We start from the raw sequence: 21,558 nt of genomic DNA on the forward strand, positions 1-21,558 counted from the left end.
CTTCAATCGTGCTCGCGGTCTCCTGCCCCCATGTAGAGCTCGCTACCGGTGTCCTTGAACACCTGGGCCATCTCCAGCATCCCCGCTTCCGCCTCCTCGGCGGCAAGGAACTGCGTGCTGGGCTGGTTCTGCTTGGCGGCGAAGTCGCGCACTTCCTGGCTGATCTTCATCGAGCAGAACTTGGGGCCGCACATCGAGCAGAAGTGCGCCGACTTGGCGCCCTCGGCCGGCAGGGTCTGGTCGTGGTACTTCTCCGCCGTGTCGGGATCGAGGCTGAGATTGAACTGGTCGCGCCAACGGAACTCGAAGCGGGCTTTCGAAAGCGCATCGTCGCGGACCTGCGCCGCCGGGTGGCCCTTGGCGAGGTCGGCGGCGTGGGCGGCCAGCTTGTAGGTGACGACGCCGACCTTGACGTCGTCGCGGTCGGGCAGGCCGAGGTGCTCCTTGGGGGTCACGTAGCAGAGCATCGCAGTGCCGTACCAACCGATCTGGGCGGCGCCTATGCCGCTGGTGATGTGGTCGTAACCCGGCGCTATGTCGGTGGTAAGGGGGCCTAATGTGTAGAACGGCGCCTCGCCGCAGGCCTCGAGCTGCTTGTCCATGTTCTCCTTGATCTTGTGCATGGGCACGTGGCCGGGGCCCTCGATCATGACCTGGACGTCCTGCGCCCAGGCGCGCTTGGTGAGTTCGCCCAGGGTGTAGAGTTCGGCGAACTGCGCCTCGTCGTTGGCGTCGTAGATCGAGCCGGGGCGCAGGCCGTCACCAAGCGAATAGGCGACGTCGTAGGCCTTCATGATCTCGGTGATCTCGTCGAAGCGCTCGTAGAGGAAGCTTTCCTTGTGGTGGGCAAGGCACCACTTGGCCATGATCGAGCCGCCGCGGCTGACTATCCCGGTCATGCGCTTGGCGGCGAGCGGCACGTAGGGCAGGCGCACGCCGGCGTGGATGGTGAAGTAGTCCACGCCCTGCTCGGCCTGTTCGATCAGGGTGTCGGCGAAGATATCCCAGGTCAGGTCCTCGGCAATGCCGCCGACTTTCTCGAGTGCTTGGTAGATCGGCACGGTGCCGATCGGCACGGGGCTGTTGCGGATGATCCATTCGCGGGTGTCGTGAATGTTGCGGCCCGTAGAGAGGTCCATGACGGTGTCGGCGCCCCAGCGGATCGACCAGACCATCTTGTCGACCTCGCTCGCCACGTCGGAGGCGACCGCCGAATTGCCGATGTTGGCGTTGATCTTGACCAGGAAGTTGCGGCCGATCGCCATCGGTTCGGCTTCGGGGTGGTTGACGTTGCTGGGGATGATCGCCCGCCCGCGCGCCACTTCGTCGCGCACGAATTCGGCGGTCACGTAGTCGGGGATCGAGGCGCCGAAGCTCTCGCCCGAACGCACGTATTCCTTGAGGCGCGCCCGGCCGAGGTTTTCGCGTTCGGCCACATATTCCATCTCCGGCGTGATGATGCCGCGCCGGGCGTAATGCATCTGCGAGAGGTTCATGCCTGGCTTGGCGCGCAGCGGTCGGCGCAGCGCGGTCGGGAACGGGGGGACGCCGCCCGAACGGTCGGGGCCAAGCTGGCCGTTGTCCTCGGGCCTGACTTCGCGCGGCGCATATTCCTCGACGTCGCCGCGCGCGAGCTGCCAGTCGCGGCGCAGGGGAGCGAGGCCGGCGGAAATATCGATCGTGGCATTGCCATCGGTGTAAGGACCCGAAGTGTCGTACACACGAACCGGTGGCTCGCCGCTCGAGGGTTCGAGGTATATTTCGCGCATGGCGACCAGAACTTGCGGGTTGGCCTGGGCGGGGACGTAGATCTTCCTCGATCCGCGAATGGGGCCGGTGGTGACGCCGATTTCGAGCTTGGAATTGATATCTGCCATGGATGCCTCTCTTCCTTCCATGGACGGAACAAGAGACGGATTACGGGCCCTGGATATGCTTCGGTCCGCGTCCACTCCCTCCGCCCGTATTAACGGGTTCAGGTTCGACGGGTCGTGTGGAGCATACCCACACCTCTCAGCCCAAGGTCCATTCGGACCTTGCTAGGCTCCCCGGGGTGCCGCGATGATAGACGCGTGCAGACCCCCGGTCTAGGGGCAGCGATCTATGCCGATGCTCTATCGCCTGGACGCCGCCGCGCGCGATGTGGCCCGCCTTTTCGGGGCCGAGGCGCGCGACGATCCATGGGCGGGCGGTCACGTCGCGCCGGGCCAGTTCGCGCCTGTCATTACCGCCGGGCGCGAGGCCATGGCCGGGCCGCGCCCACAGGGCCGGGCGCCGCGCCGGATGATCCCGCGCCTCTGGGGCGTACCGCCGCCGCCCTCGGTCCACGATGCCCCGCGCCACGGCATCCTCAGCGTGCGCAACCTCGACAGCCCGTTCTGGATCGGCAACCTGCGCAACAGCGAGTTCCGCTGCCTCGTCCCCGCGACGATGTTCATGGAGTGGGGCCGCCCCTCGCCGACCGATGGCAAGCGCCGCCAGTCGTGGTTCTCCTGTGCGGATCAGCCGGTCTTCGCGATAGCGGCGGTATGGAAAGACAGCGAGATTCCCTCCTTCGCCCTGCTCGCCTGCGAGGCCAACGCCGCGCTCAAGGCGGAGGGACGCGAGACGATGCCGGTGATCCTGCCGCCCGATCCGGCGGCCTGGGCGCTGTGGCTAAACGGCGGGTGGGACCGAGCGAAGGGGCTAGCGGTGCCGTACTCGTCCTCGCTGATGGAAATGCGGCGCCTGGGGTGAGCCGTCGTCCCTCGCTCGGCTGGGGACCGCCGGCAAGGCAGCGCGGGGGCTGGGCCCGGTGCAATCCTGCGGCTGGCTGTCGGGGAAGCCTCTCCTCAAGCATTCCCAGCGGCCCCCGCCTGCACGGCGACGACGACAAGCCGGCCTTGCGCCTGCCATCCGCCGGACCCATCTCGGCCTCTGCCATGGCCACCGCTCTCGACACCCTGCTCGGCGAGATCCGCGCTTGCCGTCTGTGCGAGCACGACCTCGGTTTCGCACCGCGGCCGTTCGTGGCGGCGCAGGCGAGCGCGCGGCTCCTGATCATCGGGCAGGCGCCGGGGAGCAAGGTCCATGCGAGCGGGATCGGCTGGGACGATGACAGCGGCGACCGGCTGCGCGGCTGGCTCGGGCTCGACAAGGCCGCGTTCTACGACACCGCGAAAGTGGCGCAGATGCCCTCGGGTTTCTGCTATCCGGGCAAGGCCAGCGGGGGCGACAAGCCGCCGCGTCCCGAATGCGCGCCGCGCTGGCATCCGCCGGTGCTGGCGCAGCTGCCTCGCCGGAAGTTGACGCTGCTGGTCGGCCTTCATGCGCAGAAGCGCTACTTGCCCAAGGCCTTCGCGCCCAACCTCACGGAAGCGGTGCGGCAGTGGCGCGAAGCACCAGAAGGGCTGTTGCCCCTGCCTCATCCCGCCTGGCGCAGCCGACTGTGGATGGCGAGGAACCCCTGGTTCGAAGCCGAAGTCCTGCCGGACCTGCGCGCACGGGTGCGCGAGGTCCTGGCGGACTAAGCGAAGTCAGAAAGTGTAGGCGATGCCCGCGCCGAAGGCCCACTGGTCCGCATCGCCGCGGATCGACGTGTACGGGCTGTCCTTGGCGTCGTTGAACATGCGCGTGTAGTTGGCGACGCCGAACAGCGCCCAGCCGCCCTTGCGCATGTCGCCTGCGAGCGAATAGCCGGTCAGCAGCGTGAGGCTGCCGCTTTCCCAGCCGCCATCGGCGCCGTAGGTCGGCAGCCCGCTCGACGCGCTCTGGCCCGGAGTGACCGAGTAGTAGTAGCGCGCGAACTTGTCGTCGACGTGGCGGGCGCTGACCGAGAGAATGGTCAGAACCGCCGGGCTCAGCGGCGTAGTGTAGCTGACCATCGGCGAATAGGTCATGCCCGAATAGGCGCCGGCCACGTCCCACTTCACGTCGGTCGTGATGTTGAGCGAATCGTAGTCGTTGAGCAGGCGGTACAGCGAGATGCCCCCGCTGACGCCGACTTCGACCGCGGTATCGAGCTTGCCGGCCGCCTTGACCACGTCGTCCTTGATCTGGTTCTTGCGGTTGAACGAGATCGTTCCCACCGGGCCGAGCGTGAAGCCGAGCTTCGCGTCCTTGGCATCGGGGATGACGTCGATCGCCACGCCGCCGAGGCGCGGGTTCAACTCGATGCCCTCGTACTTGCCGCGCACCAGCGGTACGGGGCTGATCACGTAGTCATCCGAACCGCGATAGCTGGGCACGTAACCCGCGCCGACGCCGAGCGTGACGTGGTTACCGTCGAAGATGTTCTCTTCCGGTGCCGGGGGTGCTTCCTGCGCGAATGCGGGCATGGCGTTGAAGGCGGCGGCGGCCGCTAGCAGCTTGGCGGTCGAACGAAGGCTCATGAAATTCCCCTGGTATATTATCATGCGCGCAACGCACCAAGACGCGTGCGGTTGCGAAGAGTGTCACGCGCGGGCAACAAGGCCCGCATTCGATTGTCAGCCCAGCCCCTGCCAGTCGCGCACCGCGCCAAGCGGCCAGATCAGCATCAGCACGTTGAGAGCGAGGTTGTCGCGGATCATCGCGAGCGTGAACGCCTCGAAGGCCAGCGCGATGACCACGCTCGCCCAGGCCGGAATGCGCGCGGCGACCAGGAAGCCGATCGTCATCCAGCCCACGTCCGACAGTGAATTCAGCACGCTATCGCCGCTGTAACCGTAGCTTATCGTCACTGCGCGGTAACGGTCGATGATGACCGGGGAGTTCTCCAGCACTTCCCACAGGCTCTCGAACAGGACTGCGACCGGCAGCGCCCAGCGCACGGACAGATGCCGCGCGAGGCCCAGGCGGTGCCACAGCAGATGCGCGGCGGCGTAGAACAGCAGTCCGTGGATGACGTGGCTGAAGCTGTACCAGTCGGCGACCTGCTGGCTGTTCTGCGGCGATGCGACTTCGCCTGCCCAGAACCGGACCATCCCGCAAGTGCAGAGCGGGGGACGGCCCATCGCCAGTTCGACGATGAGCAGCACCAGCGCCACCAACCCTGCGACGAGCGCAGCGCGGGCATGCGGCCACAGCGGTGTAAGATACACGGCGTCAGGCGATCGCAGCAGAATCGTCCTCGGGCAAGGTGTCGGCCCCCACGCCGAGGCGGCGCTGCATCAGAAATACGTCCAGCCACTGCCCGTGCTTCCAGCCCGCCGCCGCCAGCGTACCGACGGGGAAGAAGCCGGCGCGGGCATGGAGCACGACCGAGGTCGGCTCGGACGCGGCGATCACGGCGAAGGCCTGGCGGAAGCCGCGCTTCTCGCATTCGAACAGGAGTTCGCTCAGCAGCGCGCTGCCGATGCCGCGCCCGACGCTGTCCTTGCGCACGTAGATCGTCGTCTCGACGCTGTAGCGGTACCCGGCGCGCGGCCCATAGCGATGCGCGAAGCCGAAGCCGAGCACGCGGTCCGCCTCGTCGCGGGTCACGAGGAAGGGGTAGCCGCCGTCGAGCAACTCGCTCAGGCGGCGACGCGATTCGTCCTCGTCCGGAGGGACGGTTTCGAACGTCGCAGTGCTCTCCAGCACGTAGTGTGCGTAGATCTCGGCGATGGCGGCCGCATCGTCCAACGATGCGTCGCAAATGGTCAGTGCCCCTGTCATCATGACCAGCATGCTACAAAGCACACAAGCTGCCAAGTTGCAGCAATCGTTCGCAGCCCCTAAGCGTGGCGAACATGCGGCAATCACCCGGCGATAACTCGAAAAACCACTTTCCCGGTCGGGTCTCCTGCGACCTCGCGATCCTCGGCGGCGGGCTCGCCGGCGGGTTGATCGCGCTCGCCATGGCCGCGCATCGACCCGAACTTTCGGTCATGCTGTTTGAGCAGGGCGAGCGCCTCGGCGGCCGCCACGTGTGGTCGTTCTTCGCGAGCGACGTGGCCGGCAAGGCACAGGCCCTCGTCGAGCCGCTGATCGCCGCGCGCTGGGACGGCTATACCGTCCGCTTTCCCGGAGCGTCCGAACGCCGTCTCGCCACCCCCTACCGCAGCGCCACCAGCGAGCGCCTTGATGCCGCGGTGCGCGCCGCCCTCCCCGCCAACCGCATCGTGACCGGCGCGGAGGTGGCAAGCGCCTCGCCGACACGGGTCACCCTCACCGATGGCCGCACGTTCACCGCCGGCGGCGTGATCGATGCCCGCGGTACACACGGTCTCCCCCACATGGCCGGCGGCTGGCAGAAATTCGTCGGCCACACCCTGCGGCTCGCGGCTCCGCACGGGTTGACCCAGCCGGTTGTGATGGATGCCACCGTCGAACAGCTCGACGGCTACCGCTTCGTCTACTGCCTGCCCTTCTCGGACACCGAGGTCTTCGTGGAAGACACCTACTATTCCGACGCCCCCGCCCTAGACCTTCCGGTCCTGCGCGCGCGCATCGCCGATTACGCGGCCGGCGCAGGCTGGCAGGTCGAGAGCGTGGCCTACGAGGAAACCGGCGTCCTCCCCGTCATCGCGACCGGGAACTTCCCCGCGTTCTGGGCCTTGGGAGGAGACCTCGCCCGCGCCGGCACCCGCGCCGCGCTTTGCCATCCTTTAACATCCTACTCGATTCCCGATGCGGTAAGATTTGCCCTCTACCTCACCACGCTCGACAACCTCTCGGGCGAGAGACTAGGAACGATCAGTCATGACTGGGCCGCACAGCACTGGCGCGAAGGACGCTTTTACCGGATGTTGAGCCGTATGCTTTTCGGCGCCTCGGACGGGCCTGACCGCTGGCGCATGCTGGCGCGCTTCTACACCCTGCCCGAAGCGCTGATCGAACGCTTTTACGCCGGCCGTTCGACCCCGCTCGACATGGCCCGCATCCTCGCGGGCAAGCCGCCGGTGCCGGTCGGCGCGGCGATCGCCAGCCTGGCCGGGCATGGCCGGCCGCTCGCCGACCTCGGCAACATTGGGAACACCACCGCATGAAACGCGCCTGTGTCATCGGCGCCGGCTTCGGCGGCCTCTCGCTCGCCATCCGCCTGCAGAGCGCCGGCATCGCCACCACCCTGATCGAGGCGCGCGACAAGATCGGCGGCCGCGCCTACCAGTGGGAGCGCGATGGCTTCACCTTCGACGCCGGCCCCACCGTCGTCACCGACCCGGACTGCCTGCGCGAACTCTGGGCGCTGTCGGGGCACGACATGGCGGACGACGTCACGCTCATGCCGGTCTCGCCGTTCTACCGCCTCAACTGGACCGACGGCGTCGTCTTCGACTACGGCAACGACGAGGCCGCGCTGCGCCGCGAGATCGCCCGCGTCAGCCCCGACGACCTCACCGGCTACGAGGATTTCCTGAGATATTCCGCCGGGGTCTGGCAGGAAGGCTACGTCAAGCTCGGGCACGAGGCGTTCCTCGACTTCTCCAGCATGATCAAGGCCGCGCCGGCGATGATCCGCTACCAGGCGTGGCGCTCGGTCTATTCCATGGTCTCGCACTTCGTGAAGGACGAGCACCTGCGCCAGGCGCTTTCGTTCCACACCCTGCTGGTCGGTGGCAACCCGATGACCACCAGCGCCATCTACGCCCTGATCCACAAGCTGGAGAAGGACGGCGGCGTCTGGTGGACCAAGGGCGGCACCAACAAGCTGGCGCAGGGCATGGCCGCGCTGTTCGAGCGGCTCGGCGGCACCCTGCGCATCGGTGACAAGGTCGCCCGCGTCCACACCATCGGCGACCAGGTCACCGAGGTCGAGTGCGAGAGCGGCTGGCGCGAACGCTTCGACGCGGTGGCTTCCAACGGCGATCTCATGCACACCTACGGAACCCTGCTGGCCGATACCGTGCGCGGCAAGGAGATGGCCAAGAAGCTAGCCAAGAAGCGCTATTCGCCCAGCCTGTTCGTCGTCCACTTCGGGCTCGAGGGCACCTGGCCCGGCATCCCGCACCACACCATCCTGTTCGGCCCGCGCTACAAGGGCCTGCTCGAGGACATCTTCGAGCATGGCGTGCTTCCGCGCGACTTCTCGATCTACCTCCACCACCCGACCGTCACCGATCCCTCGATGGCGCCGACCGGCAAGAGCACGTTCTACGCGCTCGTCCCGGTCCCCCACATGGGCAAGCTGCCGATCGACTGGGACGAAGTCGGGCCGATCCTCGAGGCGCGCGTCATCGCCGAAGTGGGCCGCCGCCTGATCCCCGACATCGAGGACCGCATCGTCACCCGCTTCCACTACGCCCCGCCCGATTTCCAGGCGGACCTCGGCGCCTACAAGGGCAATGCCTTCAGCCTTGAGCCGATCCTGACGCAGAGCGCCTTCTTCCGCGGCCACAACCGCGACGACAAGCTGAAGAACCTCTACCTCGTCGGCGCGGGCACCCATCCGGGCGCTGGCATCCCCGGCGTCGTCGGCAGCGCCAAGGCGACCGCCAAGCTGATGCTGGAAGACCTGCGGTGAGCCGCGAACTCCACGCGCTGCGCAGCGCCTGGGGCTGGACCGGCGTGGAATTCGCCGAGGTGATCACGCATAGCCTCATGGGCCACATGCTCGTCACCGACCGTGCCGGCCTGTTCCACTACCTCGACCCCGACGTCGGCGTGGTAATGGCGCTGGGGGACGAGGCCGCCGCCGCCGCCCACATGGCGCGCGAGGACGTGCAGGTCGTCTGGCGCGCCGACGCGCTGGTCGATGCCGCCGCCGCCCGGCTCGGCCCGCCCGCCATCGGCGAGGTCTACTCGCTGAGGCCGCAGGCGATGGTCGCCGGTGACTACGCCCACGAAAACCTGATCCGGATCGACCTCGTCGATCTCATCTACCTATCCGGCGACATCGCCCGCCAGACTCATGATCTGTCGGACGGCACGCCCGTGAATGTGAAAGTCGAAGACTGAAATGAAGCGCCTCGCCGTCTACTGCGGTTCCGCCACCCCCGCCGACCCCCGCTACGTCGAACTCGCCCGCGACGTCGGCACCGCGCTTGCCCAGCAGGGCATCGGCGTCGTCTACGGCGGCGGCCGGCTCGGCCTGATGGGCGCCGTCGCGGGCGGCGCGCTGCTGGCCGGCGGCGAAGTCCTCGGCGTCATTCCCGAGGCGCTGGTGGGCGGAAACGGGCGCGGCGGCGAAGTCGCCAACTACGACTGCGAACTCACCATCGTCGCCGACATGCACGAGCGCAAGGCCGCCTTCACTCGCCTCTCCGACGGCTTCCTCGTCCTCCCCGGAGGGGTGGGCACCATGGACGAGCTGTGGGAAGCGGTGAGCTGGTCGCAGCTCGGCTACCACAACAAGCCAGTCGGCGTGCTCAACGCCTTCGGCTTCTACGACGGGTTGCTCGCCTTCAACCGCCACATGGCCGAAGTCGGCTTCGTGCGCCCCGCGCACCAGGGCATCATTCTCGACGACACCGAGCTCGACCCCCTGCTGATCCGCATGCGCGCGCACCAACCGATCGTGCCGATCGTGAACATGGATCCGAATACGCTGTGATTGCGGAAGCCCTGCCGCACCTCTCTCTTTCGTCATTGCGAGGCCCGCAGGGCCGCGGCAATCCAGGGCGCCGCGGCACCGCCCTGGATTGCTTCGCTACGCTCGCAATGACGAGGGAAGGCATGGCGGCATGGCCGACATGACGGGCAGCCGCGCCGCCCTCGTCCTCGCCGCGCACGAATCGATCCGCCTCGGCTCCAAGAGCTTCGCCTCGGCCAGCCGCCTGTTCGATCGCGAGACGCGCGAGCGGGTCTGGCTGCTCTACGCCTGGTGCCGCGCCTGCGACGACATCGCCGACGAGCAGGACCACGGCCATGCTGCCGAACCGGGACCGCCGGGCACCCGGCTCGACCCCGAATCGCGCCTCGCCACCATCCGCGCACTCACCGACCTCGCCATGGCGGGCGAGGCGACCGGCTCCTTTGCCTTCGACGCGCTGGGCCAGCTGATGCGCGAGACCCCGGTGACACCCGCCATGGTCGAGGACGTGCTCGCCGGCTTCGCGCTAGACGCCGCCGAATGGCGCCCGCGCACTGAAGCCGACATGCTGCGCTACTGCTATCATGTGGCCGGAGCTGTGGGGGTGATGATGGCCGCCGTCATGGGCGTGGCCGCGGACGACGAGAACACCCTCGACCGCGCCTGCGACCTCGGCCTCGCCTTCCAGCTCGCCAACATCGTGCGCGACGTGTGGGAGGACGACGCCAACGGGCGCTGCTACCTGCCCGTCGAATGGCTGTCCGAGGCGGACATCCCGCCCGGCGAAGTGACCAAGCCGCACTACCGCCACGCCCTCGTCCCCCAGGTCGCCCGCGCCTGCCAGCTGGCGCGGGAGTACGAGGCCTCGGCGCGCATCGGCGCCGCCCGCCTTGCCTTCCGCCAGCGCTGGGCGGTGCTCTCCGCCGCCAACATCTACGGCGGCATCGCCCGCGAGGTCGAGCGCCTCGGCGCCCACGCCTGGGACCACCGCGTCGTCATCGGCAAGGGCCGGAAGCTGACGATGGTGGCGCAGGCCTTCGCCCAGGCCTGCAACGAGCCGGAAGAAGCGGCGAAGCCGGCCTTATCCCGCCGCGAACTCGCAGCTTTGGCGCGAAAGAATCCGCCCAAAATCTGAAGCAGCCCCTCCGGTTGCGGCAGAAGGGGAAGCGCGATCGGGGATGCCCTTACGTTACATTCGAGAAACACATGTGGGAGCCTTGGTCGTTTCCGCGCGTTGCCTCGGAGTAACCCTCAGGAGAAACCCCATGCTGTTCACTATCGCCGCCATTCTCTTCGTGCTCTGGATTTTGGGGCTGGTCGTGTTCAAGGTGTCGGGCGCGGTGATCCACCTGCTGCTGGTGCTCGCGATCATCGTCGGCCTGGTGCAGCTGTTCCGCGGCCGCCGCGGCGTCTAGGTTTCAGGCCCTGGGCGGCCGCGTGCCGCTCAGGGCTCGACCAGCGGCGGCTTGTTACGATAATATTCGGGCGGATTGACCCGGCGGAACAGCCGTCCGTGCTCGGAATAGAGCACCAGTATCAGCGCACTCAGGCCGCAGAACACCATCGCTGCCAGAATAGGTCGCGCCGTGCCGTCGTAGGCCTGGCCGATCAGCGATCCCAGGATCGCCCCGAAGACCACCCGCACGAACGACATGACCGACGCCGCCGCCCCTGCAATCCGGGCGAAAGGCTGGAGCGAGATGGCCTGGAAGTTCGAGCCGGTGAAGCTCATCATGCACATGCTCAGCGTCATCAGCGGCAAGAAAGTCCACAGGCCCTCCCCCCGGAACGCGAAGAACAGGTGGATCGCACCGAGGACGATGTACGTCAGCATCGCCGCATGGGACACCCGGCGCGCGCCGAAGCGCTCGACGATGCGCGAGTTGGCGAAGTTGGTGCAGGCCATGACCAAGGCCATGCCGCCGAACAGCACCGGGAACAGCGTGCCGGCACCGAAATGTTCACCCACCAGCTGCTGCGCGCTGTTGAGGTAGCCGAACATCGCCCCCTGCATGAACGCCGCGCCGAGGAAGTAGCCCAGTGCCGCGCGTTCGCGCAGGGCGAGGCCCATGTTGCCGGCGATGACCTTGAGTTTCACCGGTTGGCGGAATTCGGGATGCAGCGTCTCGGGAAGGCGTAGGAAAACCCAGGTGAACACGCAGGTGGCCAGCACGCCCATGATCCCGAAGATCCAGCGCCAGCCTGCGAACAGCAGTACCGTCTGGCCAAGCATCGGCGCGATCATCGGCACCACCATGAAGGTCATCGCGATCAGCGACTGGGTGCGCGCCATGCGGTCGCCGTCGAAACGGTCGCGCAGGATCGTCATCGGCATGACCATCATCGCCGAGGTCACCAGCCCCATCACCCCGCGTGCCGCCAGCAGCAACTCGAAGCTGCCGGCAATGGCGCAGAGCAGCGACAGCAGCACGTAGGCGCCGATGGCGCAGAGCACCACGGGACGCCGTCCGAACCGGTCCGCCAGTGCGCCGGGGAACAGCGAGCCGAGGCCAGAGCAGATCAGGAACACGCCTATGATCAACTGCCGCTGGTTGGGATCGGCCAGCTGCAGATCCTTGCTGATCGCGCCGAGCGCAGGGAGCATGACGTCGATCGCGAGCGCTTGCAACGCCTGCAGGGACGCCATCATGGCGACGAACTCCAGTTCCTTCATGGGGAACTGGGCCGGACGGGCATCGGGGGAATGCATGGGCACGCGCATGCCGCAGTTATCCGTGGTTAGCCAGCCCAAATTGCGCGGACGATAGCGCTTTCGCGACAGAAGACGTTATATGCGGCGGCATGTCACCGCAGGATGAACACCACGCGCAAGAGGACGAGGCCGAGGGCCTGCGCAAGATCATCCACGTCGACATGGATGCCTTCTATGCAAGCGTCGAGCAACGCGACGACCCCTCGATCCGGGGCCTTCCGGTGGCAGTGGGCGGCTCATCGGGACGCGGCGTGGTGGCGGCGGCGAGCTACGAGGCGCGGCGTTTCGGGGTACGCTCGGCGATGCCCTCGTCCCGCGCGGTGCGGCTGTGTCCCGACCTCATATTCCGCAAGCCGCGTTTCGAGGTCTACCGCGAGGTCAGCCAGCAGATCCGCGCGATCTTTCTCGACTACACCCCGCATGTGGAGCCGCTCTCGCTCGACGAGGCGTACCTCGATGTCACCGCCGACCTCAAGGGCATCGGCTCGGCCACCCGTATCGCGCAGGAAATCCGCCGCCGCATCAAGGCCGACACCCAGCTGACCGCGAGCGCGGGGGTCTCGTACAACAAGTTCATCGCCAAGCTCGCCAGCGACCAGAACAAGCCCGACGGCCTGTGCGTCATCCGCCCCGGCGAGGGCGCGGCTTTCGTGGCGGGGCTGCCGGTGCGCCGCTTCCACGGCGTCGGGCCGCGTGGCGCCGAGAAGATGGCGCGGCTCGGCATCGAGACCGGGGCGGACCTCGCCGCCAAGGATCTCGCCTTTCTGCGCGCCAATTTCGGCAGTTTTGCGGAGTATCTGTTCCGTGCCGCTCGGGGTGTCGACTTGCGGCAGGTGCGGGCGGACCGGCAGCGCAAGTCTGTCGGCGGAGAGCGCACCTTCTTCGAGAACATCGTCGATCCCCAGGCGCTGCGCGAGACGATGGACCACATCGTCGATGTCGTGTGGGAGCGGATCGAGCGGGCGCAAACGCGGGGCCGTACGGTGACGATGAAGCTGAGATACGCCGATTTTCAAACACTTACCCGCGCCCGGTCGCTGCCCCACTTCGTCGCCGACAAGGCGGAGTTCTCGGCCATCGGCCACGCGCTGCTGGAGGATCACCTGCCGCTGCCCCAGCCGATCCGCCTGATGGGCCTCACGCTCTCGGCGCTGGAGCGGGGTGAGGACGAGGCGCGGCGACCGGCAAAGGACGGCCAGCTGTCGCTGCTGTGACTGCAATAGCGCCCACTTAGCGCCCACTTAGTGCGCCGGCATGACGTGGCGTCGGCCCGCTGCGGATGATATGGCACCCGGCATGAGCACTCCAACCGTGATCGTTCTGGCGGTTCCGCTGGTCTGGATCGCCCTGATCGGGGGCGCGAACCGCTTCGCGGTCCATACCCTGCTCCCGGCCGGCATCCGCGCGGTGTTCGTGCTGTCGGCCACGTCGCCCCTGTGGGGGATCGCGCTCTGGGTGTTCATCCAGGGACATCCGCCCGGCGACTTTCGCGATCCGAAGGTCTGGGCGATCCTGCTGGAAATCGGGCTGCCCGCCTCGCTGGTCGCCGCGCTATTCGCCTGCTGGGGTTGCCGGGGCCGGATCGCCGAGCAGTAGGTAGGTCCGCACCCAGAGCGGCAGCGCGCGGCGGTGGCCCCGCAGCATGTCCGGGGGAAGCGCGTCGAGCGCGAAGAAGCAGGCCGCGACGATTTCGCGCCCGTCGGGCCGGGGCTCCCCCTGCGCCCTTCCCGCCACGATCCGCACGAGGTTGCGCGCCCCGTGCAGCGGCTCCGGCCGGGTTTCGATCAACCGGACCTCCGACAGGGCGCACCCGGTCTCTTCCGCAAGTTCGCGCAGGCCTGCCTGCAGCGGGTCCTCCCCGCGGCGCAGGCCGCCACCGGGCGGCATCCACGCGGAGGGCCCGTAGGAATGGCGCACCAGCAGCACGCGCCCCTCGGCGTCGATGGCCAGCACGCGCACCCCGTCGAGCCGGGGCTTCCACACCCGCCAGACCTGCGCCCGCACCCCGTGCGCCAGCCGATAGAGCGCCCGGTGCAGCGCCGGCGGGATGGGGTTCAGCAGAAGCAGGTGACCTTGTGGTGCGCCGCGCGCAGCAGGCGGGCGACGGGCAGGTCGTGCTCGCCGCGCATTGCCGCGTCGAACACCGCGCGCTTGTCCGCGCCCCGGATCACGAAGACGATCTCGTCGCTGTCGACCAGCGCCGGGATGGTGAGGCTGAGGCGGTCGAACGGCGCTTCGGGCGGGAGCGGATCGGGAGTCAGGCGGCGCACCGCGAGCGGGTCATCGGTGCGCGGATCGGTATTGGGAAACAGCGAGGCGACGTGCCCGTCCCCGCCCATGCCGAGCCAGGCGACAGCGAAATGCGGCGGCTGCGCGTCCTCGGCGAGCGGCACGATGCGCGCGCCCGCCGGCTCCAGCCGGGCGCGGATCTTGCCGACGTTGCTGGCGGGATGGTCCTCGGGAACGATGCGGTCGTCGCCCGGCCACACCGCGATGCGCGGCCAGGGCAGGTCTTCCCGCGCCAGCCGGTCGAAGATCGGGAAGGGGGTGGACCCGCCGGGCACGGTCACGGCGATTTCGGGCGAAACCGCCAGCGCGGCGCGCAGGCGCGCGGCGAACCAGGCGGCAATGGCGCCGTCGTCGGCGCCTTCGATCAGGTCTATGTCGGGCATGGGGGAGGCCCTAGCACTCCCCCGCCCGTTTCGGAACCGTCAGGCGATGATCTCGCGCAGGAACCAGGCGCGCTGTTCGGCCTGGTCGGTCCAGTCGTCGATGATCCCGTCGGTGGCGTTGTCGCCCGCTTCGCCGGCCAGTTCCTTGGTCGCCTTCAGCGTCTCGACATAGGCCGAGTTGTCCTCGAACAGGGCCTTGACCATGGCCATCGCGTCGAGCTTGGTGTCGTCCTCGTCCTTGATCGTCGACTTGGCGCCGATCGCGCCGATCGAGGTCAGCGTGGTGCCGCCCAGCTTGCGCACGCGCTCGGCGATGAGGTCGGTCAGGCCGAACACTTCGGTCGCCTGCGCGTCGAACAGCAGGTGCAGGTCGTGGAACTGCGGACCGCGCACGTGCCAGTGGAAGTTCTTGGTCTTGACGTAGAGCGCGAAGGTGTCGGCCAGCAGGCCGTTGAGGCTGTCGATCAGCGCGGCCTTCGAGTTGTCCTTGGAAGTCATGTCGATTCCCTCTTCTGCGGTGTGTTGTGAACAGTGATACGAACCGGAAACGCGAAAGAGAAGCCCCGGTTCGATCGCCATTGTCGATCAGAGAATGCCGAATTCCGAAAGGAACAGTGCCGTGGCCGTCAGCAGGAGCACTCCCCCGGCGGCGCGGCGGATCCAGCGGGCGGCCGGCAGCGCCAGCAGGTCTGGACGCGCCCAGGCGAAGGCGGCGAGGATCGTGCTGCCCAATGCACCGGCTGCTCCCGCATACCACGGCCCGGCAAGGCCCACGCCGAGGCCGAAGATGACGAAGCGGGGCGAGTCCATGACCTGCCGGGCCACCAGCACCAGCGCCAGCGCCCCGAGCGAATTTGTCGGCTCGCGCGGGGTCTGGCGCGGGACCAGCACCATCGATTCGAGCCCGGCGAGTCCCAGCGCGATGGCGGCAAAGATCGTCCGCGCCGGCGGCGGCAAGCGTTCCAGCATGAACTGCGCCGCGTAGGCGGCGAGGAGCGCGGTGAGCACCGACGCTGCGATCGCGATGATCAGGACCGCCGGTCGCCGACCCTGCCGGGAGGCGAGGCCGGCGACGATGCCTTGGTCCCGCGCGCCAAGGCCGGCGAGCAGAACTGCAAGCAGGGTGAGGTAGAATGCCGGCATCAGCGGTAAAACCCTCGTCGTCCCCGGCTCGACCGGGGACCGCTGGCCGGGCCGCGCCAGCTTTCGGCGGGGCGCGGTGCCGCAGCGGCCGTCGGAAAGGGCTCGCCGAACGCCGGCCAGCGGTCCCAGCTTTCGCTGGGACGACGGTCTTTCGGCAGATGCGCCGCCTCTGGACGGCCTTTCGGCACACCCGCGTCAATCACCCCTTCTGGCAGGCGACGATGGCGGTGATGACGTTGGCGGTGTCGGCCGGATCGCGCACGCAGACGGTGTCGAGGCCCATGGCTTTCGCCGGATAATCGTTGCCGCCGGGGAAGATGGCGTCGCCGATGAACAGGATGTCGGCCTCGGCGACGCCGCTGTGCTCGGCCAGGCGGCGCAGGCCCCAGGCCTTGTCGACGCCGGGCTGGGTCACGTCGACCGAAGTCGCGCCGCCGAGGTTGATCGAGACGCCGGGCAGGCGCTTGACGAGGTCGGCCTGGATCACCTTGCGCTTGGCGAAGTCGGGGTCCCACACTTCCTTGGCTTCGAGCGGGGCCTGCTGGCCGAGCGCGGAGAAGGTGATCTGGCTGCCGCGATCCTCGATCCGCTCGCCCCAGACTTCCTCGGGCGTGAAGCCGGTCGCTGCCAACGAGGCGTCGAAGGCTTCGAGGATTTCGGTCTTCTGCGCCTCGGTGAAGAGTTCGGCGTAGATCGGCTGCCACGCGCCCTCGCCGTGCCGGTAGAGCTTGGCGCCGCTGGTGGGCATCATCCACAGGCGCGAGAGGTCGGCATGCGCCGGCAGGCGGCTGGCGACCTGCTTTTCGAACTGCGGCCAGTCCCCGCCCGAGATCACCGCGACCTGCGCGACGGTCAGGAGCTGCGCGAAGAGGTCCGCCATCTCGTCGGTCAGCGGCTGCTTGCTCAGCGCCAGGGTCCCGTCGAGGTCGAATGCCACGATTTTCTTCATTCCATGCCTTTCGCGCGTGTTCCGGCCTGCGCCGCGAGCGGCACACCGGTTGCATCCAAAGCGTGTGCCAGACGATCAGGCAAGTGCCAAAGACGTCCGGCTCCACGATGGTTGCGATTTTATTCGCACATGCAAAAAGTTGCGGTCAATATCTTGTGCCCCTGCTCCATAACGCCGCTTGATGGCGGGCGTGTTGCACCGCGGCAGCGTCGGCGGGAACATCCCGGGGCGCCGGTCGTTGGGTCCTTTCAGGACGGGCGGCGGACTGCGTCGCCCGGTCGATGCTTGCGCGTGATTTCGCGGCGCACCCAGCCAGTCTCACGTATTCCCGGGGGCGAGACCGAACGACGATGACCGATCTTGAAGCCACGCTTTCCCCGACCGCGCGCGCGCCGGCAACGGGCGGCGCCCTGCCCGCCGACCTGCCCCCGCCCGCGCCGCTCGACATCGCCGCCAGCGCGCTGTTCCTCGACTTCGACGGCACTCTGGTCGAAATCGCCGAGCATCCCGGCGACGTCGTGGTCGCGCCTTACCTTGCCGCGATGCTGGCCGAGCTGTCGCTGCGGCTGGACGGGCGGCTGGCGATCGTCACCGGCCGCTCCATCGCCGCGCTCGAGGCACTGCTGGGTCCGGTCGAAGTCGCCGTCGCCGGATCGCACGGGGGCGAGTTCCGCCGCGCCGCCGCCGCCGGGATCGAGCCGCTCGCCGAGCCGCTGCCGCATGAAGTCGTCGCCGCCTTCGAGGACTTCGCCGCAGCCAACGGCGGCCTGCTGGTGGAGCCCAAGCCGTTCAGCGTCGCGGTCCACTACCGCCACCATCCCGAGGCGCTGGAAGGCCTGCTCACCTGCGCGCAGGGTCTCGCCTCGGCGGCCGGGCTGGCGATGAAGCATGGCAAGCAGGTCATCGAACTGGCGATGCCGGGCTCCGACAAGGGCACCGCCGCCGCGCGTTTCATGGGCCTGCCCGCCTTCGCCGGCAGCACCCCGCTGTTCCTCGGCGACGACGTGACCGACGAGGACGCCTTCCACGCCGTCAGCCGCCTCGGCGGACAGGGCGTGCTCGTGGGAGCGATGCGGCCCACCGCCGCGGCGGCGCGCCTGCCCGGCGTCGCCGCCGTCCATGCATGGCTGAAAGCCGGACTCGAAGGAAACACCCGCCCATGACCGCACTCGACGCCGACATGCTCCCCCAAGAATCCAGGGCCGCTCCCGATGCCAGCTCGCTCGAGCTCTGGCCGATCGGCAACTGCCAGGTCAGCGGCCTGATCGACGAGGCGGGCGCGATCGTCTGGGGCTGCGTCCCGCGCGTCGACGGCGACCCGACCTTCTGTGCGCTCCTGCGCGGCAACAAGGGGCAGGACGCCGGCACCTGGCGCTTCGAGCTGGAGAACCAGGTCTCCGTCAGCCAGCGCTACTTGCGCAACACCCCGATCCTCGTCACCCGGCTGGAGGACGCGAACGGCGGCGCGGTCGAGATCTTCGACTTCTCGCCGCGCTTCGAACGGGCGGGCCGGACTTACCGCCCCGTCGCCTTCGCGCGCATCGTGCGGCCCGTGGCGGGCGTCCCGCGCATCCGCACGATCCTCACGCCGATGAGCGGCTACGGCGCCAAGCTCGCCCCCATCACGCAGGGCTCGAACCACATCCGCTACCTCGTCGAGCGCAACACCCTGCGCCTGACCACCGACGCCCCGGTCGGCTACGTGCTCGACGAGCGATGGTTCCGGCTGGAGAAGGCGCTGCACTTCTTCCTCGGCCCCGACGAGCCCTTCGCCGGCGATGTCGGGCACGATGTCGAGACGATGCTCCAGCAGACCGGCGATTACTGGCGGACATGGGTGCGCGGGCTCGCCACCCCGCTCGACTGGCAGGACGCGGTGATCCGCGCCGCCATCACCCTCAAGCTGTGCCAGCACGAGGAAACCGGTGCGATCGTCGCCGCGCTCACCACCTCGATCCCCGAGGCGCCGGGCTCGATGCGCAACTGGGACTACCGCTACTGCTGGATCCGCGATGCCTACTACACCGTGCAGGCGCTCAACCACCTCGGCGCGCTCGACGTGCTGGAGAAGTACCTCGGGTACCTGCGCAACATCGTCGCCGACGCGCCGGAAGGCGTGATCCAGCCACTCTACGCGGTGAGCGGGGCCAAGGAGATCATCGAGTGGGAGGCCCCCGACCTTCCCGGCTACCGCGACACCGGCCCGGTGCGCATCGGCAATGCTGCCTATTACCAGGTCCAGAACGACTGCTACGGCCAGATCGTCCTCCCCTCGATCCAGGCGTTCTGGGACCAGCGCCTGCTGCGCATCGCCACCGAGCACGACTTCCGCGAGCTGGAGCAGGTCGGCGAGATGGCGTGGAAGACCCACGACCAGCCCGACGCCGGCCTGTGGGAGCTGCGCACCCGCACGGCGGTCCATACTTACTCCAGCGTGATGAGCTGGGCCGCCTGCGACCGCCTCGCCAACGCCGCCGAACACATCGGCCTCACCGACCGCGCCGTGCTCTGGCGCGAGCGGGCCGACACCGTGCGCGCCAACATCGACGCAGGCGCCTGGCATGCGATCGAGGGCCACGAGGCGGGCGGGCACTACGCCGCCAGCTTCGGCGGCAGCCAGCTCGACGCCAGCCTGCTGCAGATGGTCGAGCTGCGCTATCTCCCGGCCGACGACCCCAAGTTCAAGGCCACGCTCAAGGCCGTCCAGAAGGCGCTCCGGCGCGGCGAGCACATGCTGCGCTACGACAACGAGGACGACTTCGGCCTGCCCGAGACCGCCTTCAACATCTGCACCTTCTGGCTGATCGAGGCGCTCCACCGCAGCGGCGAGGACGAGGAGGCCAGGCGCATCTTCGAGGCGATGCTGGCCCACCGCACCAGGTCCGGCCTGCTGTCGGAGGACATGGATTTCGAGACCGGCGAGCTGTGGGGCAACTTCCCGCAGACCTACTCGCTGGTCGGCATCATCAATTGCGCCGGGCAGCTGTCCCGGTCGTGGCGGGACTGGCGTTGACCGCGCCGGCCCTCCCCCCAGAAGCGCGCCGATCGCGGCGCCTGAACACGATGCGCCGCAGCGGCGCGACCGAGGAAGTAACATGAGCCGTCTGATCGTCATCTCCAACCGCGTCAGCGTCCCCAAGGCCGCCGGCGCCGCAGGCGCACAGGGCGGGCTCGCGGTGGCGCTCAACTCCGCGCTGCGCGAGCACCGGGGCATCTGGTTCGGCTGGTCGGGCCAGGAAACCGCCGAGTTCACCGGCCACCTCGACATGCAGCGCAACGACGACGTCACCACCGCGACGATCGACCTCGAGCCGCAGGACATCGACGAGTATTACAACGGCTACGCCAACCGCACGCTCTGGCCGCTGTTCCACTACCGCATCGACCTCACCGAATACGACCGCAACTTCGGCGAGGGCTACGAGCGGGTGAACGAGCGCTTCGCCGATTCGGTGCTACCGCTGATCGAGCCCGACGACCTCGTCTGGGTCCACGACTACCACCTGCTTCCGCTCGGCTCGATCCTGCGCGGGAAGGGCGTGAAGAACCGCATGGGCCTGTTCCTGCACACGCCCTGGCCGCCGACCCGCCTGCTGGCCTCGCTGCCCTTCCATGAGCGGCTGGTCGCCTCGATGCTGGAATACGACGTGCTCGGCTTCCAGACCGTCGAATGGCTGGAGAGCTTCCTGCACTACGTCCAGAAGGAGATGGGCCTGAAGGTCAATCTCGACAATTCGATCGACTACAAGGGCCGCAAGGTCGTCGCCCGCGCCTTCCCGATCGGCATCGACTACGCCGAGTTCACCCAGGCCGCCGCCAGCCAGGAAGCACAGGATGCCTACAAGGCACTGAAGTCCAGCGTTCGCGGCCGCAAGATCCTGATCGGCGTCGATCGGCTCGACTATTCCAAGGGTCTGGGCGAGCGGTTCGAGGGCTTCGCGCGGTTCCTTAGCGATTATCCCGAGCAGGCCGGGGATGCCGTGCTGCTCCAGATCGCCCCGCCGAGCCGGGGCGACGTTGCCAGCTACCAGCAGATCCGCGAGGACCTCGAGCGCAAGACCGGCCACATCAACGGCGCCCACGCCGACGTGAACTTCGTGCCGATCCGCTACGTCAACCGCGGCTACGACCGCGCGATGCTGGCGGGGTACTACCGCGCCGCCGACATCGGCCTCGTCACCCCGCTTCGCGACGGCATGAACCTCGTCGCCAAGGAATATGTCGCCGCGCAGGATCCCGAGGACCCCGGCGTGCTGATCCTCTCGCAGTTCGCGGGCGCGGCGCTACAGCTCAAGGACGCGCTGCTGGTCAACCCGCACTCGGTCGAGCACGTCGCCGAGACGATCAAGCGCGCGCTCGACATGCCGCTGCCCGAACGCAAGCGCCGCCATGCCAAGCTCCTCGCCTCGGTGCGGGAGGAGGACGTGATCCACTGGCGCGAACAGTTCGTGCAGGCACTGATCGGCAAGGACAGGACGAAGGACAAGGACGGCGCCCTGTCGCGCGAGCAGGTCGCCTGAGCGCGGATCCCTTTTTCACCCCCCCGATTATCGCCCTCCTGACAACACTCGTCATTATTTTGCTGCTCGCCTGCAACCGTTCTGACCCTTACGACGATTATCGGAGTGGGTGCGGGGCGCAGCCTCGCCGGCCGGGCGAGGCATTGCCG

General features: G+C 68.2%; 23 protein-coding genes and 1 riboswitch. Of the genes, 13 read left to right on the forward strand and 10 right to left on the reverse strand.

Features of this window, described 5'->3' with window-relative positions:
• Window positions 1–2: 2 nt before the first annotated feature.
• The gene (gene thiC / locus AC07M9_RS12755) at window positions 3–1,877 is read right to left on the reverse strand and encodes a phosphomethylpyrimidine synthase ThiC (protein WP_494884127.1); all 1,875 of its coding nucleotides are present in this window, start codon (window positions 1,875–1,877) and stop codon (window positions 3–5) included.
• Between the two features lie 58 nt (window positions 1,878–1,935).
• Window positions 1,936–2,061: riboswitch (TPP riboswitch) on the reverse strand.
• Window positions 2,062–2,103: 42 nt separating this feature from the next.
• Between thiC and AC07M9_RS12760 the strand changes: the two genes are divergently transcribed.
• Entirely contained in the window at window positions 2,104–2,736 is a 633-nt protein-coding gene (locus AC07M9_RS12760; RefSeq protein WP_494884128.1) for an SOS response-associated peptidase family protein, read from the forward strand.
• 185 nt (window positions 2,737–2,921) lie between these two features.
• Window positions 2,922–3,509: a uracil-DNA glycosylase family protein gene (locus AC07M9_RS12765; protein ID WP_494884129.1), complete on the forward strand. Its 588-nt coding sequence runs from the start codon at window positions 2,922–2,924 to the stop codon at window positions 3,507–3,509.
• Between the two features lie 6 nt (window positions 3,510–3,515).
• On the opposite strand, the gene AC07M9_RS12770 is transcribed toward AC07M9_RS12765, so the two are convergent.
• The 3 genes from AC07M9_RS12770 to AC07M9_RS12780 form a co-directional block, all read right to left on the reverse strand.
• Entirely contained in the window at window positions 3,516–4,370 is an 855-nt protein-coding gene (locus AC07M9_RS12770) for a MipA/OmpV family protein (protein WP_494884130.1), read from the reverse strand.
• 96 nt (window positions 4,371–4,466) lie between these two features.
• Window positions 4,467–5,060, reverse strand: a complete 594-nt coding sequence (locus AC07M9_RS12775; RefSeq protein ID WP_494884131.1) for a DUF2585 family protein — start codon at window positions 5,058–5,060, stop codon at window positions 4,467–4,469.
• 4 nt (window positions 5,061–5,064) lie between these two features.
• Window positions 5,065–5,619, reverse strand: coding sequence for a GNAT family N-acetyltransferase (locus AC07M9_RS12780; RefSeq protein ID WP_494884132.1), 555 nt, complete (start codon window positions 5,617–5,619; stop codon window positions 5,065–5,067).
• 71 nt (window positions 5,620–5,690) lie between these two features.
• Between AC07M9_RS12780 and crtY the strand changes: the two genes are divergently transcribed.
• The 6 genes from crtY to AC07M9_RS12810 all read left to right on the forward strand — a co-directional run bounded on the left by crtY (window position 5,691) and on the right by AC07M9_RS12810 (window position 10,827).
• A complete protein-coding gene (gene crtY, locus AC07M9_RS12785) occupies window positions 5,691–6,929 on the forward strand; it encodes a lycopene beta-cyclase CrtY (protein ID WP_494884133.1) in 1,239 nt (412 codons plus the stop codon).
• Window positions 6,926–8,404 carry a phytoene desaturase gene (locus AC07M9_RS12790; protein WP_494884134.1) on the forward strand — a complete coding sequence of 493 codons (1,479 nt, stop codon included), beginning with the start codon at window positions 6,926–6,928 and terminating at the stop codon, window positions 8,402–8,404. The genes crtY and AC07M9_RS12790 overlap by 4 nt, the downstream gene beginning before the upstream one ends.
• Window positions 8,401–8,838: a hypothetical protein gene (locus AC07M9_RS12795; RefSeq protein WP_494884135.1), complete on the forward strand. Its 438-nt coding sequence runs from the start codon at window positions 8,401–8,403 to the stop codon at window positions 8,836–8,838. The genes AC07M9_RS12790 and AC07M9_RS12795 overlap by 4 nt, the downstream gene beginning before the upstream one ends.
• A gap of 1 nt (window position 8,839) precedes the next feature.
• Window positions 8,840–9,433, forward strand: coding sequence for an LOG family protein (locus tag AC07M9_RS12800; protein ID WP_494884136.1), 594 nt, complete (start codon window positions 8,840–8,842; stop codon window positions 9,431–9,433).
• A 139-nt stretch (window positions 9,434–9,572) separates the two neighbouring features.
• Window positions 9,573–10,547: a phytoene/squalene synthase family protein gene (locus tag AC07M9_RS12805; RefSeq protein WP_494884520.1), complete on the forward strand. Its 975-nt coding sequence runs from the start codon at window positions 9,573–9,575 to the stop codon at window positions 10,545–10,547.
• 130 nt (window positions 10,548–10,677) lie between these two features.
• The gene (locus tag AC07M9_RS12810; protein WP_494884137.1) at window positions 10,678–10,827 is read left to right on the forward strand and encodes a lmo0937 family membrane protein; all 150 of its coding nucleotides are present in this window, start codon (window positions 10,678–10,680) and stop codon (window positions 10,825–10,827) included.
• A 29-nt stretch (window positions 10,828–10,856) separates the two neighbouring features.
• Here AC07M9_RS12810 and AC07M9_RS12815 read toward each other — a convergent pair whose 3' ends face one another.
• A complete protein-coding gene (locus AC07M9_RS12815) occupies window positions 10,857–12,134 on the reverse strand; it encodes a multidrug effflux MFS transporter (protein WP_494884138.1) in 1,278 nt (425 codons plus the stop codon).
• Between the two features lie 80 nt (window positions 12,135–12,214).
• On the opposite strand from AC07M9_RS12815, the gene dinB reads away from it, so the two are divergent.
• Together dinB and AC07M9_RS12825 are read left to right on the forward strand one after the other, a co-directional pair.
• Entirely contained in the window at window positions 12,215–13,339 is a 1,125-nt protein-coding gene (gene dinB, locus AC07M9_RS12820; protein ID WP_494884139.1) for a DNA polymerase IV, read from the forward strand.
• A gap of 82 nt (window positions 13,340–13,421) precedes the next feature.
• Entirely contained in the window at window positions 13,422–13,721 is a 300-nt protein-coding gene (locus tag AC07M9_RS12825) for a hypothetical protein (protein WP_494884140.1), read from the forward strand.
• Here AC07M9_RS12825 and AC07M9_RS12830 read toward each other — a convergent pair.
• The 5 genes from AC07M9_RS12830 to AC07M9_RS12850 form a co-directional block, all read right to left on the reverse strand.
• Window positions 13,677–14,129, reverse strand: a complete 453-nt coding sequence (locus tag AC07M9_RS12830) for an NUDIX domain-containing protein (RefSeq protein WP_494884141.1) — start codon at window positions 14,127–14,129, stop codon at window positions 13,677–13,679. The genes AC07M9_RS12825 and AC07M9_RS12830 overlap by 45 nt on opposite strands.
• 50 nt (window positions 14,130–14,179) lie before the next feature.
• Window positions 14,180–14,797 (reverse strand): 6-phosphogluconolactonase, encoded by a 618-nt coding sequence (locus tag AC07M9_RS12835; protein WP_494884142.1) that lies wholly within the window; start codon window positions 14,795–14,797, stop codon window positions 14,180–14,182.
• Between the two features lie 39 nt (window positions 14,798–14,836).
• Window positions 14,837–15,295 (reverse strand): Dps family protein, encoded by a 459-nt coding sequence (locus AC07M9_RS12840; RefSeq protein WP_494884143.1) that lies wholly within the window; start codon window positions 15,293–15,295, stop codon window positions 14,837–14,839.
• Between the two features lie 87 nt (window positions 15,296–15,382).
• Window positions 15,383–15,940, reverse strand: coding sequence for a TMEM165/GDT1 family protein (locus tag AC07M9_RS12845; RefSeq protein WP_494884144.1), 558 nt, complete (start codon window positions 15,938–15,940; stop codon window positions 15,383–15,385).
• A 199-nt stretch (window positions 15,941–16,139) separates the two neighbouring features.
• Entirely contained in the window at window positions 16,140–16,889 is a 750-nt protein-coding gene (locus tag AC07M9_RS12850; protein ID WP_494884145.1) for an HAD-IIB family hydrolase, read from the reverse strand.
• A 350-nt stretch (window positions 16,890–17,239) separates the two neighbouring features.
• Here AC07M9_RS12850 and otsB point away from each other — a divergent pair, with 350 nt between their 5' ends.
• From otsB to otsA, 3 genes are all read left to right on the forward strand, one after another.
• Window positions 17,240–18,052 carry a trehalose-phosphatase gene (gene otsB, locus AC07M9_RS12855; protein ID WP_494884146.1) on the forward strand — a complete coding sequence of 271 codons (813 nt, stop codon included), beginning with the start codon at window positions 17,240–17,242 and terminating at the stop codon, window positions 18,050–18,052.
• A complete protein-coding gene (locus tag AC07M9_RS12860; protein WP_494884147.1) occupies window positions 18,049–19,902 on the forward strand; it encodes a glycoside hydrolase family 15 protein in 1,854 nt (617 codons plus the stop codon). The genes otsB and AC07M9_RS12860 overlap by 4 nt, the downstream gene beginning before the upstream one ends.
• Before the next feature lie 82 nt (window positions 19,903–19,984).
• Window positions 19,985–21,409 (forward strand): alpha,alpha-trehalose-phosphate synthase (UDP-forming), encoded by a 1,425-nt coding sequence (otsA, locus tag AC07M9_RS12865; protein WP_494884148.1) that lies wholly within the window; start codon window positions 19,985–19,987, stop codon window positions 21,407–21,409.
• Window positions 21,410–21,558: the final 149 nt, after the last annotated feature.

The sequence above is a fragment of the Novosphingobium sp. GW821-FHT09E05 genome, from assembly GCF_059416165.1.

Excerpts from the sequence above, each read along its gene's own strand:
- thiC (WP_494884127.1), bottom strand. The coding sequence starts at position 1,877 with ATGGCAGATATCAATTCCAAGCTCGAAATCGGCGTCACCACCGGCCCC.
- AC07M9_RS12760 (WP_494884128.1), top strand. The coding sequence starts at position 2,104 with ATGCCGATGCTCTATCGCCTGGACGCCGCCGCGCGCGATGTGGCCCGC.
- AC07M9_RS12765 (WP_494884129.1), top strand. The coding sequence starts at position 2,922 with ATGGCCACCGCTCTCGACACCCTGCTCGGCGAGATCCGCGCTTGCCGT.
- AC07M9_RS12770 (WP_494884130.1), bottom strand. The coding sequence starts at position 4,370 with ATGAGCCTTCGTTCGACCGCCAAGCTGCTAGCGGCCGCCGCCGCCTTC.
- AC07M9_RS12780 (WP_494884132.1), bottom strand. The coding sequence starts at position 5,619 with ATGATGACAGGGGCACTGACCATTTGCGACGCATCGTTGGACGATGCG.
- crtY (WP_494884133.1), top strand. The coding sequence starts at position 5,691 with ATGCGGCAATCACCCGGCGATAACTCGAAAAACCACTTTCCCGGTCGG.
- AC07M9_RS12790 (WP_494884134.1), top strand. The coding sequence starts at position 6,926 with ATGAAACGCGCCTGTGTCATCGGCGCCGGCTTCGGCGGCCTCTCGCTC.
- AC07M9_RS12800 (WP_494884136.1), top strand. The coding sequence starts at position 8,840 with ATGAAGCGCCTCGCCGTCTACTGCGGTTCCGCCACCCCCGCCGACCCC.
- AC07M9_RS12805 (WP_494884520.1), top strand. The coding sequence starts at position 9,573 with ATGACGGGCAGCCGCGCCGCCCTCGTCCTCGCCGCGCACGAATCGATC.
- AC07M9_RS12810 (WP_494884137.1), top strand. The coding sequence starts at position 10,678 with ATGCTGTTCACTATCGCCGCCATTCTCTTCGTGCTCTGGATTTTGGGG.
- AC07M9_RS12815 (WP_494884138.1), bottom strand. The coding sequence starts at position 12,134 with ATGCGCGTGCCCATGCATTCCCCCGATGCCCGTCCGGCCCAGTTCCCC.
- dinB (WP_494884139.1), top strand. The coding sequence starts at position 12,215 with ATGTCACCGCAGGATGAACACCACGCGCAAGAGGACGAGGCCGAGGGC.
- AC07M9_RS12825 (WP_494884140.1), top strand. The coding sequence starts at position 13,422 with ATGAGCACTCCAACCGTGATCGTTCTGGCGGTTCCGCTGGTCTGGATC.
- AC07M9_RS12835 (WP_494884142.1), bottom strand. The coding sequence starts at position 14,797 with ATGCCCGACATAGACCTGATCGAAGGCGCCGACGACGGCGCCATTGCC.
- AC07M9_RS12840 (WP_494884143.1), bottom strand. The coding sequence starts at position 15,295 with ATGACTTCCAAGGACAACTCGAAGGCCGCGCTGATCGACAGCCTCAAC.
- AC07M9_RS12845 (WP_494884144.1), bottom strand. The coding sequence starts at position 15,940 with ATGCCGGCATTCTACCTCACCCTGCTTGCAGTTCTGCTCGCCGGCCTT.
- AC07M9_RS12850 (WP_494884145.1), bottom strand. The coding sequence starts at position 16,889 with ATGAAGAAAATCGTGGCATTCGACCTCGACGGGACCCTGGCGCTGAGC.
- otsB (WP_494884146.1), top strand. The coding sequence starts at position 17,240 with ATGACCGATCTTGAAGCCACGCTTTCCCCGACCGCGCGCGCGCCGGCA.
- AC07M9_RS12860 (WP_494884147.1), top strand. The coding sequence starts at position 18,049 with ATGACCGCACTCGACGCCGACATGCTCCCCCAAGAATCCAGGGCCGCT.
- otsA (WP_494884148.1), top strand. The coding sequence starts at position 19,985 with ATGAGCCGTCTGATCGTCATCTCCAACCGCGTCAGCGTCCCCAAGGCC.